Here is a 15237-nt window from a genome sequence, read left to right as displayed (position 1 = left end):
TCAGGGGGTTGACGCCAGACATGTCAAAACGACTCACCCGAGCGTATAGTCATATCGACTTACAGGAGTCCATATGACTACAAAGCCGTTGCTCACCACCCTGCTGCCCCTGGTCAGCGACCTGTCCCGCGACCTGCCCGACCAGGAACGCTATCGCCGCCTGCTGCAGGCCATGCGTGGGTTGCTGCCCTGCGATGCCGCCGCGCTGCTGCGCCTGGACGGCGAGTGGCTGGTGCCGCTGGCAGTGGACGGCCTGAGCCCCGATACACTGGGCCGGCGCTTCCGGGTCAGCGAGCACCCACGCTTCCAGGTCCTGCTCAGCAGTCCGGAACCCACTCGCTTTGCCAGTGACTCCGAGCTGCCCGACCCTTACGACGGCCTGGTCAACGCCCCCGATGCCAACCTGGAAGTACATGACTGCATGGGCTGCCCGTTGATGGTTGACGAACGCCCTTGGGGCCTGGTTACCCTCGACGCCCTCACCCCGGGGCAGTTCCAGAGCCTGGAACTGGGCGCCCTGCAGGCCTTCGCCAGCCTGGCCGCCGCCACGGTCACCGTGGCCGAGCGCATCGAGCACCTGGCCCTGCGCGCGGAAGACGAACACCACCGCGCGGAGATCTACCGCCAGGCCAGCGGCCAGGATAAAGAGCTGATTGGCCAGAGCCCTGCGTACAAGCGCCTGGTGGAGGAAGTCCGCCTGGTCGGTGGCAGCGACCTGACCGTGCTGATCACCGGTGAGACCGGCGTCGGCAAGGAATTGGTGGCCCAGGCCCTGCACCAGGCCAGCAACCGCGCCGACAAACCGCTGGTTAGCCTCAACTGTGCCGCCCTGCCCGACACCCTGGTGGAAAGCGAACTGTTCGGCCATGTGCGCGGTGCCTTCACCGGCGCCCATGGCGAGCGCCGCGGCAAGTTCGAGCTGGCCAACGGCGGCACACTGTTCCTCGACGAAGTCGGTGAACTGCCGCTGACGGTGCAAGCCAAGCTGCTGCGCGTGCTGCAGAGCGGCCAGTTGCAGCGCCTGGGCTCGGACCGCGAGCATCGGGTGGATGTGCGCCTGATCGCAGCCACCAACCGCGACCTGGCAGCAGAAGTACGCACTGGCAACTTCCGCGCCGACTTCTATCATCGCCTCAGCGTGTACCCGCTGCACGTGCCGCCGTTGCGCGAACGTGGGCGTGATGTGCTGCTACTGGCGGGCTACTTCCTCGAACAGAACCGTTCGCGCCTGGGCCTTAACAGCCTGCGCCTGAGCAGCGAAGCCCAGGCCGCGTTGCTGGCCTACGACTGGCCAGGCAACGTGCGTGAACTGGAACACCTGATCGGTCGCTCGGCGCTCAAGGCGCTGGGCCAACACCCCGACAGGCCACGCATCCTCACCCTGGAAGCCATCGACCTGGACCTGCGCGCAACGGCAACGCCCGGCATCCTGCCCTCCCCTGCCGCGCCCTTGCAGGCAGCACCGCTACCCGAGGGGGGCCTGCGCGAAGCCGTCGACGCCTACCAGCGCCAGGTGATCGAAGCCTGTCTGCAGCGGCACGAAGGAAACTGGGCAGCGGCTGCCCGGGAACTCGGCCTGGACCGCGCCAACCTTAGCCGCCTCGCCCGTCGCCTGGGGCTGCGCTGATTGAAACCAGCGCGGTACCTGTGGGAGCGGCTTTAGCCGCGAAAAATCCAACGCGGTGTATGGCACCGGCTGCGCCGGTGTTCGCGGCTAAAGCCGCTCCCACAGGGTCCCACGCATTCCTTGGCTCTGTGCAAAATGACTAAAGCCAAACCCGAACAGGCCGATAACCGGTTACTCCCTGTTCCCCACGAAGGTCACCATGGCCACGCAAAATGCCCGCGCGGACTCGCTGTCCCTGCTGCTGTTCACCCTGCGCAGCGGCAAGTTGATGGCAATCAACCTGCTCAAGGTCAGCGAGATCATCCCCTGCCCGCCGCTGACCAAGCTGCCCGAGTCGCACCCCCACGTGAAAGGCGTGGCGACCCTGCGCGGCAACTCGCTGTCGGTCATCGACCTGTCCCGCGCCATTGGCGAACGGCCGCTGGCCGACCCGGACGGTGGCTGCCTGATCGTCACCGAGATCAGCCGCTCGCGCCAGGGCCTGCATGTGCAGGCGGTCAGCCGCATCGTGCATTGCCTGAGCACCGACATCAAACCACCACCCTACGGCTCGGGCAGCCGGTCGTTCATCACCGGCGTGACCCGGGTCGACAACACCCTGGTGCAGGTGCTGGACATCGAAAAAGTCATCCATGCCATCGCTCCGCCGGTGCCCGAGCCGCCTCAGCGCACCTTGAACGAGGAAGACGCCAGCCTGCTGGCCGCCGCCAACATCCTGGTAGTGGATGACAGCCAGGTGGCCCTGCAGCAGTCGGTGCACACCCTGCGCAACCTCGGCGTCGAATGCCACACCGCGCGCAGCGCCAAGGACGCCATCAACGTGTTGCTGGACCTGCAAGGCACCGCCCAGGAAATCAACGTGATCGTCTCCGACATCGAAATGAGCGAAATGGACGGCTATGCCTTCACCCGAACCCTGCGCGAAACCCCCGACTTCCAGCACCTGTACATACTGCTGCACACCTCGCTGGACAGCGCCATGAGCAGCGAAAAGGCGACCCAGGCCGGGGCCAATGCCATCCTCACCAAGTTCTCCTCGCCGGAGCTGACCGATTGTCTGGTGGTGGCGGCGCGCGCCGTGGTGTTCGCCGAGCGCTGATATATTCGGCGACAAACTCCCCGGCTTGCCGCCGGGGTCGAGTCGGGCATAATTCGCGCCCCTCGCAAGTAACTTGCCGGAATCGCGTATGAAGTTTCTCAGCTCTATCCTGATCAGTTGCGCCCTCTTCAGCGGTATCGCCCAGGCCTCCAGCAGCCAGGCCTGGAACGAGCAGCGCCAGCAGATGCTCAAGGCCTGCCTGGCCGCCAGCCAGTTCAAGGACGCCCACGCCCGCAGCAAGCCCGCCGAGTTCGATGACCAGGTGGGCATGAGTGCCCTGCTGATCGAAGGCGTCTACCCACAGAAACACATGCAGCAGCGCACCGGTACCGAGCTGTGCCTGTACGACCGCCAGCACCAGCGTGCCTTCGTCAGCGAATGGAGCCCGGAAGCCAAGTGACCGACAACCTGCGTTTCGCCTGTACCGGCTGCGGCAAGTGCTGCACCGGCCACCACGTGCCCTTGACCCTGGCCGAAGCACGCCGCTGGGCGGACAACGCCGGCCAGGTGGTGGTGCTGATCGAAGCCTTCGTGGCGGACGGCCCTGGCATGCCGGTAGAACAGCGTGATCATGTGCTGCGTCGTTCCCATTCCGTGCCCTGCGGCGACAGCGAGGCGCGCGTATCGGTGACCTTTGCCGCATTCAACCCCGGGCGCTGCCGCAACCTTGACGACAACGACCTGTGCACCATCTATGACCAGCGCCCGCTGGTCTGTCGCATCTACCCGGTGGAAATCAACCCGCATATCCCGCTGCGGCCGGACAGCAAGGACTGCCCGCCGGAAGCCTGGCAGCAGGGGCCGGAGCTGATTCACGGCACGCAACTGGTCGATGCCGAACTGGAGGCGCTGGTACAGGCCTCGCGTCAGGCAGACCGCGATGACATCGCCGCCAAGGTGGCGGTGTGCCAGGCGCTGGGCATGACCACCAGTGCGCTCAAGGGCAATGGCTTTACTGCCTATCTGCCAGACATGGGGGCGTTTGCTGCGGCCCTGGCGCAGCTGCCGGAGGATGACCGGGCACAGTGGACCCTGCATGTGGAGGACGCGGCGCTGGTGACGAGCTTGCAGGGGTATGGTTTGCGCACCACCAGCGAGCCCCCGGTGTATTACGCCTTCATCGGCTTCTGACTATCGCCTTGCTCAAAAACTAAAGCCTGCCACGGCCCCTGTGGGAGCGGGCGTGCCCGCGAACACCGGCACAGCCGGTGCCATCCACCGCGTTGTATTCTTCGCGGGCACGCCCGCTCCCACAGGGGTCGCAGTTCCAATGCCAGGCGCGTAATGGTGAAGGGCGCGAAACTGACAGCGCTGTCAGCCAGCGGTCACGCTGCCGACCCGGTTCGGGGGCTATAAGATTGAATACAGCTCCCTTCCCTCCCCTCCGGCCAAGGTGCCCGCACCGATGCGACGTCCGTCCCGCCCTGTCCTCCTCGCCGCCCTGGCGCTCCTCGTCCTGGCGGTAGCGGGTCTCTGGTTCGGCCAGCGCCAGCCAGCACCTGCCACCCGCGCGCAAACCGCCGTGCCGGTGCGCGTGGTCAATGTCGTCCAGCAGAACGTGCCGCGCTATGCCAGCGCCATCGGTTCGGTGCTGTCGCTGCACAGCGTCGAGGTGCGCCCGCAAGTGGAGGGGGTACTGACCCAAGTGCTGGTCAAGGAAGGCCAGTGGGTGAAGGAAGGCGACCTGCTGGCCACCCTCGACGACCGTGCCATCCGCGCCAGCCTCGACCAGGCCCGTGCCGAACTCGGCCAGAGCCAGGCGCAGATCCAGGTCGCCAATGTCGACCTGCAGCGCTACCGCCTGCTAAGTGCCGACAACGGCGTGTCGAAGCAGACCCTCGACCAGCAGCAGGCCCTGGTCAACCGCTTGCAGGCCACGGTCAAGGGCAACCAGGCGGCCATCGCCAATACCGAGGTGCAGCTCTCGTACACGCAGATCCGCTCGCCGGTGACCGGCCGGGTGGGTATTCGTAACGTCGACCCCGGCAACCTGGTGCGCACCAGCGATACCCGCAGCCTGTTCAGCGTCACCCAGATCGACCCGATCGCCGTCGAGTTCGCCCTGCCACAGCAAATGCTGCCGACCCTGCAGAGCCTGCTGAAGGCGCCTACTCCGGCGCTGGTGCAGGCCTATATGGACGCCGACGGCGAACGCAGCCTGCTCGGTGAAGGCCACCTGGCACTGATCGACAACCAGATATCCTCCACCACCGGCACCGTGCGGGTAAAAGCCGAATTCGACAACAAGGACGGTCGCCTGTGGCCGGGCCAACTGGTCACCATTCGCCTGCGCACCGCAGTGGAGGAAAACGCCCTGGTGGTGCCGCCGCCGGTGGTACAACGCGGCGTCGACGGGCACTTCGTCTACCGCCTGGACGGTGACAGGGTCACCAGTGTGCCGGTCAAGGTGCTGTACCAGGACAGCGGGCTGAACATCATTGCCGGGGTCAAGCCGGGCGAGCGTCTGGTGCTCGACGGCCAGTCACGGCTCAAGCCCGGTTCGCGGGTCGAAGTGGCACCCGACGCCCCCGCACCATCGGAAATGGCTGACCGCCGGAGCCAGCCATGAACATGCGCAACGGTGTTTCGGCCTGGTGCATCGACCACCCCATCGCCACCTTGCTGCTGACCTTCGCCCTGGTGCTGCTGGGGGCCATCGCCTTCCCGCGCCTGCCGGTAGCGCCGCTGCCTGAGGCAGACTTCCCGACCATTCAGGTGACCGCCCAGCTGCCCGGCGCCAGCCCGGAAACCATGGCCTCGTCGGTGGCCACGCCGCTGGAAGTGCAGTTCAGCGCCATCCCCGGCATGACCCAGATGACCAGCAGCAGCGCGCTGGGCTCGACCACCCTGATCCTGCAGTTCACGCTCGACAAGAACATCGACACTGCCGCCCAGGAAGTGCAGGCGGCGATCAACACCGCCACCGCGCGCCTGCCACAAGACCTGCCCAACCCGCCGACCTGGCGCAAGGTCAACCCGGCCGACAGCCCGGTGCTGGTGATGACCGTCAGCTCCAGCCAGATGCCCGGCAACGAACTCAGCGACTACGCCGAAACCCTGCTGGCGCGCCAGCTGAGCCAGATCGAAGGGGTGGGCCTGATCAACATCACCGGGCAACTGCGCCCGGCGATCCGCGTGCAGGCGCAACCCGAGAAGCTGGCGGCCATCGGCCTGACCCTGGCCGACCTGCGCCAGGCCATCCAGCAGACCAGCCTGAACCTGGCCAAGGGTGCGCTGTACGGCGAGCACAGCGTGTCGACCATCGCCGCCAACGACCAGTTGTTCCACCCCGACGACTACGCCCAGCTGATCGTCTCGTACCGTGACGGTGCACCGGTGCACCTGAAGGACGTGGCCAAAGTGATCAACGGCGCCGAGAACGCCTACGTCAAAGCCTGGTCCGGCGACCAGCCGGGGCTGAACCTGGTGATCTTCCGCCAGCCCGGCGCCAACATTGTCGATACCGTGGACCGGGTAATGGCCGCGCTGCCCAAGCTGCAGGAGATGCTGCCGGCCTCGGTCGAGGTGTCGGTGCTGCAGGACCGCACCCAGACCATCCGCGCCTCGCTGCACGAAGTGGAGCTGACCCTGATGATCGCCGTGGCCCTGGTGATCGGGGTGATGGCGCTGTTCCTGCGCCAGTGGTCTGCGACCCTGGTGGTGTCCAGCGTGCTCGGCGTGTCGCTGATTGCCAGTTGCGCGCTGATGTACATCTTCGGCTTCAGCCTGAACAACCTGACCCTGGTGGCCATCGTCATCTCGGTGGGCTTCGTGGTCGACGATGCCATCGTCGTGGTGGAGAACATCCACCGCCACCTGGAAGCCGGCGACGACAGCCGCACGGCGGCGCTCAAGGGCGCGGGGGAAATCGGCTTTACCGTGGTGTCGATCAGTTTCTCGCTGATTGCCGCGTTCATCCCGCTGCTGTTCATGGGCGGTGTGGTCGGCAGGCTGTTCAAGGAGTTCGCCCTTACCGCCACCGCCACCATCCTGATTTCGGTGGTGGTTTCGCTGACCCTGGCGCCAACCCTGTGTGCGCTGTTCATGCGCCGCCCGCCCGGCGAGCACAAGGGCGGCTTCGGCGAGCGCCTGGTCAGGTGGTACGAAAAGGGCCTGGACCACGCCCTCGCCCACCAGCGCCTTACCCTCGGCGTGTTCGGCCTGACCCTGGCCCTGGCGGTGGCCGGTTACGTGGGTATCCCCAAGGGCTTTTTCCCGCTGCAGGACACCGGCTTCATCCTCGGCACCAGCGAGGCGGCGGCGGATGTGTCGTACCCGTCGATGATCGAGAAGCACCAGGCGCTGGCCAAGATCATCGAGGCCGACCCGGCGGTGCGCGCGTTCTCCCACTCGGTGGGCGTTACCGGCAGCAACCAGACCATCGCCAACGGCCGCTTCTGGATCGCCCTCAAGCCGCGTGGCGAGCGCGATGTGTCGGCCAGCGCACTGATCGACCGGCTGCGGCCCAAGCTGGCCCAGGTGCCGGGCATCGTCCTGTACATGCGCGCCGGCCAGGACATCAACCTCAGCTCCGGCCCGTCGCGCACCCAGTACCAGTACGTGCTCAAGAGCAACGACGGCATGGCGCTGAACCTGTGGACCCAGCGCCTGACCGAGCGCCTGCGGGAAAACCCGGCGTTGCGCGACCTGTCCAACGACCTGCAACTGGGCGCCAGCGTCACCCGCATCGATATCGACCGCCAGGCCGCGGCACGTTTCGGCCTGACCACCACCGATGTCGACCAGGCGTTGTACGACGCCTTCGGCCAGCGGCAGATCAGTGAGTTCCAGACCGAGACCAACCAGTACAAGGTGATCCTCGAACTGGATGCCCGCCAGCGTGGCAAGGCCGAAAGCCTCAACTACTTCTACCTGCGCTCGCCGCTGACCAACGAGATGGTGCCGCTGTCGGCAGTAGCCCATGTGGCGCCGCCCAGTACCGGGCCGCTGTCGATCAGCCACGACGGCCTGTTCCCGGCGGCCAACCTGTCGTTCAACCTGGCCCCCGGCGTTGCCTTGGGCGATGCGGTGGCCATCCTCGAGCGCACCCAGCGTGAGCTGGGCATGCCCGACGCCATCAGCGGCAACTTCCAGGGCGCGGCCCAGGCCTTCCAGAGCTCGCTGTCGAGCCAGCCGTGGCTGATCCTTGCAGCGCTGGTGGCGGTGTACATCATTCTCGGCGTGCTGTACGAAAGCTTCGTCCACCCGCTGACGATCATCTCCACCCTGCCGTCGGCCGGCCTCGGCGCGCTGATCCTGCTGTGGGCCATGGGCCAGGACTTCAGCATCATGGGGCTGATCGGCGTGGTGCTGCTGATCGGCATCGTCAAGAAAAACGGCATCCTGCTGATCGACTTCGCCCTCGAAGCCCAACGCCGCCATGGCCTGACGCCGGAGCAGGCGATCCACCAGGCCTGCCTGACGCGCTTCCGGCCGATCATCATGACCACCCTTGCCGCCCTGCTGGGTGCGGTGCCGCTGATGTTCGGCTTCGGCACCGGTGCCGAGCTGCGCCAGCCACTGGGCATCGCCGTGGTTGGCGGCCTGCTGGTGAGCCAGGCGCTGACGCTGTTCACCACCCCGGTCATATACTTGGCCCTGGAGCGCCTGTTCCACCGCCGCCAGGCCGCCCGTGCGGCGGCGCCCAGTGCCAGTTAGGACAAGACCATGCGTGTACTGATCATCGAAGACGAAGAAAAAACCGCCGACTACCTGCATCGCGGCCTCAGCGAGCAGGGGTTTACCGTCGACCTGGCGCGGGACGGCATCGACGGCCTGCACCTGGCCCTGGAAGGTGACTATGCGGTGATCGTGCTGGATGTGATGCTGCCGGGCCTGGACGGTTATGGCGTGCTGCGCGCCTTGCGCGCGCGCAAGCAGACGCCGGTGATCATGCTGACCGCCCGCGAACGGGTCGAAGACCGTATCCATGGCCTGCGCGAGGGTGCCGACGACTACCTGGGCAAGCCGTTCTCCTTCCTCGAACTGGTCGCCCGCCTGCAAGCCCTGACCCGCCGTAGCAGCAACCATGAACCCCTGCAGGTGCAGGTGGGTGACCTGTGGATCGACCTGATGGCGCGCAAGGTCACGCGCGCCGGCCAGCGCCTGGAGCTGACGGCCAAGGAGTTCTCGCTGCTCAGCGTGCTAGCCCGCCGGCAAGGCGAAATCCTGTCGAAGACGGCGATTGCCGAGCTGGTCTGGGACATCAATTTCGACAGCGATGCCAACGTCGTCGAAGTGGCGATCAAGCGCCTGCGTGCCAAGCTCGACGGGCCTTTTGACAACAAGTTGCTGCACACCATCCGAGGCATGGGCTATGTCCTGGAAAACCGTGCCGGGTAATTCCATCGCACTGCGCCTGTCGGCACTGTTCATCCTGGTGGCGCTGGGCGTGTTCCTGCTGATCGGCTCGGCGCTGTACCGCCAGGTCGACCGCAGCCTCGACCTGCTGCCGCAGGCGGAGCTGGATGCACGTTTCAGCGTGCTCGAATCCACCCTCAACCGCTTCGGCACCCCGGAGCACTGGGTCAAGATCAACAACAAGCTCAACCTGCTCAGTGAAGAGGACAAGCGCATTCGCTTCTGGGTGGTCAGCAGCAACCCGGCCTACGAATACGGCCACCCCAGCGAGCTGGTCCGCGCCTTCGCCGAAGGGGCACAGGGCATGCGCGACCTGCGCCTGCCCGACCGGCCCTACCCTTACAAGGTGCTGGTCAGCGAGCTCCCGGCCCTGGGTGAGCGACCGCCGCTGCGCTTTCTGATCGGCATCGATACCGAAACCTTCTGGCAGGCCCAGCACAGCCTGCTGGTGGCGATTGTCGGGCTGGCGGTGCTTGGCGTGCTGCTGGCCTCGCTGCTGGGCTACTGGGTGGCGCGCATCGGCCTGCGCCCGCTGCTGGCATTGTCCGTTGAGGCCCAGGCGCTGGCCCCACCGCGCCTGGACGGTCGCCTGCAGACCCACGCCCTGGCCCCGGAACTGGCGCAGTTCGCCGGCGCCTTCAACGCTGCGCTCGACCGGGTAAGCCAGGCCTATTCGCGGCTGGAGGCGTTCAATGCCGACGTCGCCCACGAATTGCGCTCGCCGCTGACCAACCTGATTGGCCAGACCCAGGTGGCACTGACTCGCGGGCGCAGCGCCGAGCACTACTTCGAAGTGCTGCAATCGAACCTTGAGGAACTGGAGCGCCTGCGCAGCATCATCAACGACATGCTGTTCCTGGCCAGCGCCGACCAAGGCAGCAAGGCCACCGCCCTGACCCAGGCCTCGCTGGCCGAGGAAGTGGCGACCACCCTCGACTACCTGGACTACATCCTTGAAGACGCGCAGGTCAGCGTGAGCGTGAGCGGCGATGCCCAGGTGCCCATCGAAAAGGCGCAGCTGCGCCGGGCGCTGATCAACCTGCTGAACAACGCCGTGCAGCACACTGCACCGCACCAGGTGATCGAGGTGCAGATCGCTGCCGGGCCGGAGCAGGTCAGCATCGCCGTGAGCAACCCGGGGCCGGCGATCGACGATGAGCACCTGCCGTTGCTGTTCGAACGCTTCTACCGGGTGGATGCAGCACGCAGCAACAGCGGCGGGGGAAACCACGGGTTGGGTCTGGCGATCGTCAAGGCGATTGCGCTGATGCATGGTGGGGAGGTGTTTGTGCGTAGTGCGGCTGGGGCCAATACCTTTGGTATCAGGCTGCCGGCCCATATCTGAGCACCCAACGCCGTCCTTGTGGGAACATTTGCCTTGCTCAAAATCTGAAAACAGCCGCAATCCTTGTGGGAGCGGGCAAGCCCGTGCCATCCACCGCGGTGCCTGCTTCGCGGGCTCGCCCGCTCCCACAATGAACGCGTAGCGCGTCTAGCATGCTGGTTTGCGGCCAAAGTCCAATTGCTTTTCCTGCGATAATTACCTTTTGCGCAACAGTGCTTATCGCACTTCGCTCTGTTTCAAGTGCATTGAAAGGACTAACTTTACCCCCGTCCTCATTAGCACTTGCACCGCAAGAAGGTAGTTTCAAATGTCCAACAGTATGGGTATTGCCAGCGTCTTCGTCCTGTCTTCCCTGTTGTTGTCGCCCCTGGCCATGGCCGAAGAATCCCAGGCGTTCGTCACCCGTAACGCTGAGTTTGCCGCAGTCCACCAAGAGTTCCGCGAAGCCGTAGCCGCACAGCAGGCCGACGCAGTCAAAGACGCAAAACAGACCGCTTCCAAGGTTTCTATCGATGCCAATGCCGACAGCTGATCAAGCGCTGTCGCTGCTCCCGTTTTCCCTTGGCTACGCCATGGGCACCACCGGTGCCGATATGTTAGCCTTTTAAAGCCGCTGCCGATCAGCGGCTTTTTTTATGTGCTTTAACTATCAGCCCAGCTGTAACGTTCACCTATAAAAAAGACGCACATTCGAAAATAAAAACTGCCCCACCGTCAGACCAAAGGAGCTAGTACCGGTGCCTTCCGCGTTTCGTTTTACCCCGCTGTTCATTGCGTTGACTGCAACGATCCCTTTCGCCGCCCAGGCAGATGAAGACAAGGCTGATGGCTTCATCGAAGGCTCGTCCTTCAACCTGCATTTGCGTAATGCCTACTTCAACCGCGACAACCGCAACGCCGGCGTGCGCGACACCCGCGAGTGGGGCCAGGGCGCGGTTGCACGCTTCGAGTCGGGCTACACCCCGGGCGTGATCGGCTTTGGTCTGGATGCCCATGCCATGCTGGGCCTGAAACTGGACGGCGGTGGCGGCCATGCTGGCACCAGCATCCTGCCAACCCACCAGAAGAACGAAGACGAACTGGGTGCTGCCCCGCACTCGTTCTCCACTGCCGGTGCCGCAGTCAAGCTCAAGGCCTTCGGCACCGAGCTGAAAGCCGGTGACCTGTTCCTGACCAACCCGGTGATCGCCGGCGGCGAATCCCGCATGCTGCCGCAGACCTTCCGTGGTGTTAGCCTGACCAACACCAGCATCGACGGCCTGCTGCTCGAAGGCGGCCAGGTCAGCTTCACCAAGCCGTACAACCAGAGCGGCCACCGCCGCATCGACACCTACTACGGCTCGCTGGACGAGCATGACAAGAGCAAGCACCTGAACTGGGCCGGCGCGTCGTGGAGCGGTACCCCGAACGTTACCGCCAACCTGTATGCAGCCGAGCTGAAGGACATCTGGAACCAGTACTACGCCGACTTCGACTACACCTACGTGGTCAACGAACTGGTCAGCCTGAATCCGGGCGTGCACTTCTATCACACCCAGGACACCGGCCAGGCCCTGCTGGGCAAGATCGACAACAACACCTACAGCGTGCACTTCACCGTCAACGCCGGGTTCCACAGCGTCACTGCCGCCTACCAGCGGGTCAATGGCAACACGCCGTTCGACTACATCAACCTGGGCGACAGCATCTACCTGGACAACTCGCGCATGTACTCGGACTTCAACGCGCCGAACGAGCGTTCGTGGAAACTGCAGTACAACTATGACTTCACCGGTGTCGGTATCACTGGCCTGACCACGGCGCTGTCGTACTCGCGCGGTGAAGCGGACCTGACCAAGGCTACCCAGGACACCACCCACTACGACTACTACCGTGCCGATGGCAAGAACGCCATGCACTGGGAACGCGACCTGGACGTGAAGTACGTGTTCCAGGAGGGAGACCTGAAGGACCTGTCGGTGCTGGTGCGCTATGCCACCCACCGTGGCAGCCAGGGTTATGCTTCGATCGACAGCAACAGCGACAACGATGAACTGCGCGTGATCGTGGATTACCCGTTGAACGTGTTCTGATCCAGGACCGCAAGCTAGAAATCCAACCTGTGGGAGCGGGCGTGCCCGCGAACACCGGCGTAGCCGGGGCCATGCACCGCGGTGCTTGCTTCGCGGGCATGCCCGCTCCCACAGGGCTTGTGGTCAGTCCAAAACAAGGTATACCGTGATTCCGTCGGACAAATGTTGTTCGACAATCCCCGCTTCCCTAGAATGTCGCCGCCGCGAATGGCCCTGCCCACGCAGTAGCGAGCATGACCCCCCGATCTCCACGTTTCGCACTCTACAAGTCACACCCTGAACTGATCCTCAACCTGGGCAGTTGCCTTGCCGTGCTCGCCATTGTAGCCATCGTCAGCTACCTGCTGGCGCGTGAGCGCGACAACGTCGAACTGTCGGCGATCCGCTCGTCCAACAATATCGTCCAACTGATCGAAAGCGACATCCTGCGCAACGTCGAACTCTATGACCAGTCGCTGCAGGGCCTGATCTGGGCGGTAGGGCGCAAGGAACTGCCGGAAATTCCCGGCCCGGTACGCCAACGCCTGCTCTTCAATGAAGCCTTCGTCGACCGCAAGCGCGGTGACGTGCTGTGGCTGGACAAGCAAGGCAACGTGGTGGGCGATTCCACCAGCAGCGTGCCACGCAAAGCCAACTTCGGCGACACCGGGGTATTCCAGGCGCACCTGCACAATGCCAACCTCGGACTGCTGGTGGGCCCACCGTTCAAGGCCACGCTCGGCGACCAGGACTGGTGCATCAGTTTCAGCAGGCGCATCTCCGGCCCCAATGGCGAGTTCGCTGGTCTGGCAGCGGGTGCGCTGCGCCTGTCTTACTTCAGCGACCTGTTCCGGCGCCTGGATATCGGTGATGACAGCAACATCAGCCTGTTCAACGCCGACGGACAGCTGCTCGCCCGCCAGCCATCACGGCCACAGGATCCGCTTATAGGCACCAACTACGCCAATCGCGCCAATTTCAAGCGCATACTCAACGAACAGAGCGGTAGTTTCACCGCCCGCTCTGGCAGTAGTGCCAAGCTGCGCATGTATACCTTTGCCCGAGTCCCGCAGCTGCCGCTGATCGTGCTGGTGGCTCACTCCGCCGACGAGGTGTTCCAGTCCTGGCGCCGCACGGCGATCGTCGTCAGCGTCGCCACCGGCGTACTGTGCGTAGGAATTCTCTGGCTGACACTGTTGCTGGGGCGCGAATTGCGCCGCCGCCAGGAGGCCGAACAGTGCCTGGCGACCCTTGCCGCTACCGACAGCCTGACCGGCCTGGCCAACCGCCGCCACCTGGATCAGGTACTACGCCAGGAATGGGCCCGCGCCCAGCGCAACCGCACGCCGTTGGCGGTGCTGATGGTGGATGTTGACCACTTCAAGGCCTTCAACCAGCGCCATGGCCACGCGGGTGGCGACCATGCCTTGCGCGAAGTGGCCAAGGCCATCGAGGCGTGCATCCGTCGCCCGGCCGATCTGGCGGCGCGCTATGGCGGTGAGGAGTTCCAGGTAGTGCTGCCGGAAACCGACCTGGCCGGTGCGAGACTGCTGGCCGAGCGCATCCGCGCCAGCGTCGAGGCGCTGGCGCCGTTTGCCGACGATGCCCACTCGGTCACCGTGAGCATCGGTATCGGACTGTCGGGCACCCAGCACGACCTGGCGAGGGTGCTGGGTGCTGCGGACGAAGCGCTCTACCGGGCCAAGGCCAAAGGCCGCAACCGGGTAGAGGGGCCTGCCGACTAGGCGCGGGCGGCGTTGCGCAGGGCCCTGACCTGGTCATGGTTGCGCTGCACGCCTTGCAGCTGTTTTTCCACCAGGGTGTAGGTCTGGTCGCTGGCGCCGCGGCCCAGCTTCACCAGTTTCTCACGGGCTTCCTTGTAGGCCTTGAGGGCATGGTCCTCGCCCCGCTCCACCTCGTTCAGCACCGCTTCCTCATCCTTGCCGGTCACCATCGCCTTGAGGTTGACCCAACCCCGATGCAGGTCACCGCTGATGCTGGTGGAGGTTTCCGGGTCGCCCCCCAGGCGGCGCACCTCGCTCTGCAGTTCACCGGCAGCATTGGCACACTCACCGGCACGTTGAACGAAGAACGCTTTCAGTTCGGGGTTCTTCACATCATCGGCCGAGGCTTTGAAGCCTTTCTCGCCATCCTTGCTGTACTCGATCAGGTCGTTGAGCACATCGATCACGTCTTTGTTGGGATTGCTCATGGTACGAACTCCTTGGCAGGTGATAGTCATCTGTAAGGGAGCAGCGTTCGTGCCAACCTTGTGCTCTCAATAAAATACTTTTAAATCAAATAGATATGATGACAAGAGTAAATGCTGAAACCGGCGTTCTGCATGATTGCCGCTTGGGCCTTCGTGCAGATTGCAGTATGGTCGGCGCTTTTCAACAGCCAGGTGCGCCGATGATGAAGCCGGAAACACTCGAACTGCTGGTGACCCGCACCATGCCGTTTGGCAAGTACCAGGGACGGATCATTGCCGACCTGCCGGGGGATTACCTGGCCTGGTTTGCACGCAAGGGTTTCCCGGCGGGGGAACTGGGTGGGCTATTGGCGTTGATGCATGAGATCGACCACAACGGGCTGGGCGATCTGCTTGTGCCGTTGCGGCAGAAGCACGGGCGTTGATCTGTTCCGGCCTCTTCGCGGGCGCGCCCGCTCCCACAGGCTCACTGCAAGCTTCAAGATCATGCAGTACCTGTGGGAGAGGGCGTGCCCGCGAAGAGGCCAGTAAGGCCAGCTGAAA

The 15237-nt window shown here is 64.5% G+C and carries 13 protein-coding genes; 12 read left to right on the top strand and 1 reads right to left on the bottom strand.

Annotated elements, in window-relative coordinates; translation table 11 throughout:
- Positions 1-73: 73 nt before the first annotated feature.
- The 11 genes from norR to A4C63_RS01845 all read left to right on the top strand — a co-directional run bounded on the left by norR (position 74) and on the right by A4C63_RS01845 (position 14227).
- Positions 74-1627, top strand: coding sequence for a nitric oxide reductase transcriptional regulator NorR (norR, locus tag A4C63_RS01895; RefSeq protein WP_063911277.1), 1554 nt, complete (start codon positions 74-76; stop codon positions 1625-1627).
- 199 nt (positions 1628-1826) lie between these two features.
- Positions 1827-2726 (top strand): chemotaxis protein, encoded by a 900-nt coding sequence (locus tag A4C63_RS01890; RefSeq protein ID WP_063911276.1) that lies wholly within the window; start codon positions 1827-1829, stop codon positions 2724-2726.
- Between the two features lie 88 nt (positions 2727-2814).
- The gene (locus A4C63_RS01885; protein ID WP_025337739.1) at positions 2815-3126 is read left to right on the top strand and encodes a hypothetical protein; all 312 of its coding nucleotides are present in this window, start codon (positions 2815-2817) and stop codon (positions 3124-3126) included.
- On the top strand, positions 3123-3857 hold the full coding sequence (locus A4C63_RS01880) for a YkgJ family cysteine cluster protein (protein ID WP_063911275.1): 735 nt from the start codon (positions 3123-3125) through the stop codon (positions 3855-3857). Before A4C63_RS01885 ends, A4C63_RS01880 begins: the two co-directional genes overlap by 4 nt.
- Positions 3858-4131: 274 nt before the next feature.
- A complete protein-coding gene (locus A4C63_RS01875; RefSeq protein WP_063911274.1) occupies positions 4132-5295 on the top strand; it encodes an efflux RND transporter periplasmic adaptor subunit in 1164 nt (387 codons plus the stop codon).
- The gene (locus tag A4C63_RS01870) at positions 5292-8384 is read left to right on the top strand and encodes a multidrug efflux RND transporter permease subunit (protein WP_063911273.1); all 3093 of its coding nucleotides are present in this window, start codon (positions 5292-5294) and stop codon (positions 8382-8384) included. The genes A4C63_RS01875 and A4C63_RS01870 overlap by 4 nt, the downstream gene beginning before the upstream one ends.
- A 9-nt stretch (positions 8385-8393) precedes the next feature.
- Entirely contained in the window at positions 8394-9068 is a 675-nt protein-coding gene (locus tag A4C63_RS01865; protein ID WP_063911272.1) for a heavy metal response regulator transcription factor, read from the top strand.
- Entirely contained in the window at positions 9043-10431 is a 1389-nt protein-coding gene (locus A4C63_RS01860; protein ID WP_063911271.1) for a heavy metal sensor histidine kinase, read from the top strand. The genes A4C63_RS01865 and A4C63_RS01860 overlap by 26 nt, the downstream gene beginning before the upstream one ends.
- Positions 10432-10738: 307 nt before the next feature.
- Positions 10739-10963 carry a hypothetical protein gene (locus tag A4C63_RS01855; protein ID WP_063911270.1) on the top strand — a complete coding sequence of 75 codons (225 nt, stop codon included), beginning with the start codon at positions 10739-10741 and terminating at the stop codon, positions 10961-10963.
- Positions 10964-11168: 205 nt separating this feature from the next.
- A complete protein-coding gene (locus tag A4C63_RS01850; protein WP_063911269.1) occupies positions 11169-12503 on the top strand; it encodes an OprD family porin in 1335 nt (444 codons plus the stop codon).
- Between the two features lie 233 nt (positions 12504-12736).
- Positions 12737-14227 (top strand): sensor domain-containing diguanylate cyclase, encoded by a 1491-nt coding sequence (locus tag A4C63_RS01845; protein WP_063911268.1) that lies wholly within the window; start codon positions 12737-12739, stop codon positions 14225-14227.
- Here the strand turns inward: A4C63_RS01845 and A4C63_RS01840 are convergent.
- The gene (locus A4C63_RS01840; RefSeq protein WP_063911267.1) at positions 14224-14694 is read right to left on the bottom strand and encodes a PA2169 family four-helix-bundle protein; all 471 of its coding nucleotides are present in this window, start codon (positions 14692-14694) and stop codon (positions 14224-14226) included. The two genes, A4C63_RS01845 and A4C63_RS01840, sit on opposite strands and share 4 nt — an antisense overlap.
- A 203-nt stretch (positions 14695-14897) precedes the next feature.
- Here A4C63_RS01840 and A4C63_RS01835 point away from each other — a divergent pair, with 203 nt between their 5' ends.
- Positions 14898-15119 (top strand): DUF3820 family protein, encoded by a 222-nt coding sequence (locus A4C63_RS01835; RefSeq protein ID WP_015268980.1) that lies wholly within the window; start codon positions 14898-14900, stop codon positions 15117-15119.
- Positions 15120-15237: the final 118 nt, after the last annotated feature.

The organism is Pseudomonas sp. p21, from assembly GCF_001642705.1.
Taxonomy (GTDB): Bacteria; Pseudomonadota; Gammaproteobacteria; order Pseudomonadales; family Pseudomonadaceae; genus Aquipseudomonas.
This window is presented reverse-complemented; position numbering and strand designations above follow the sequence as displayed.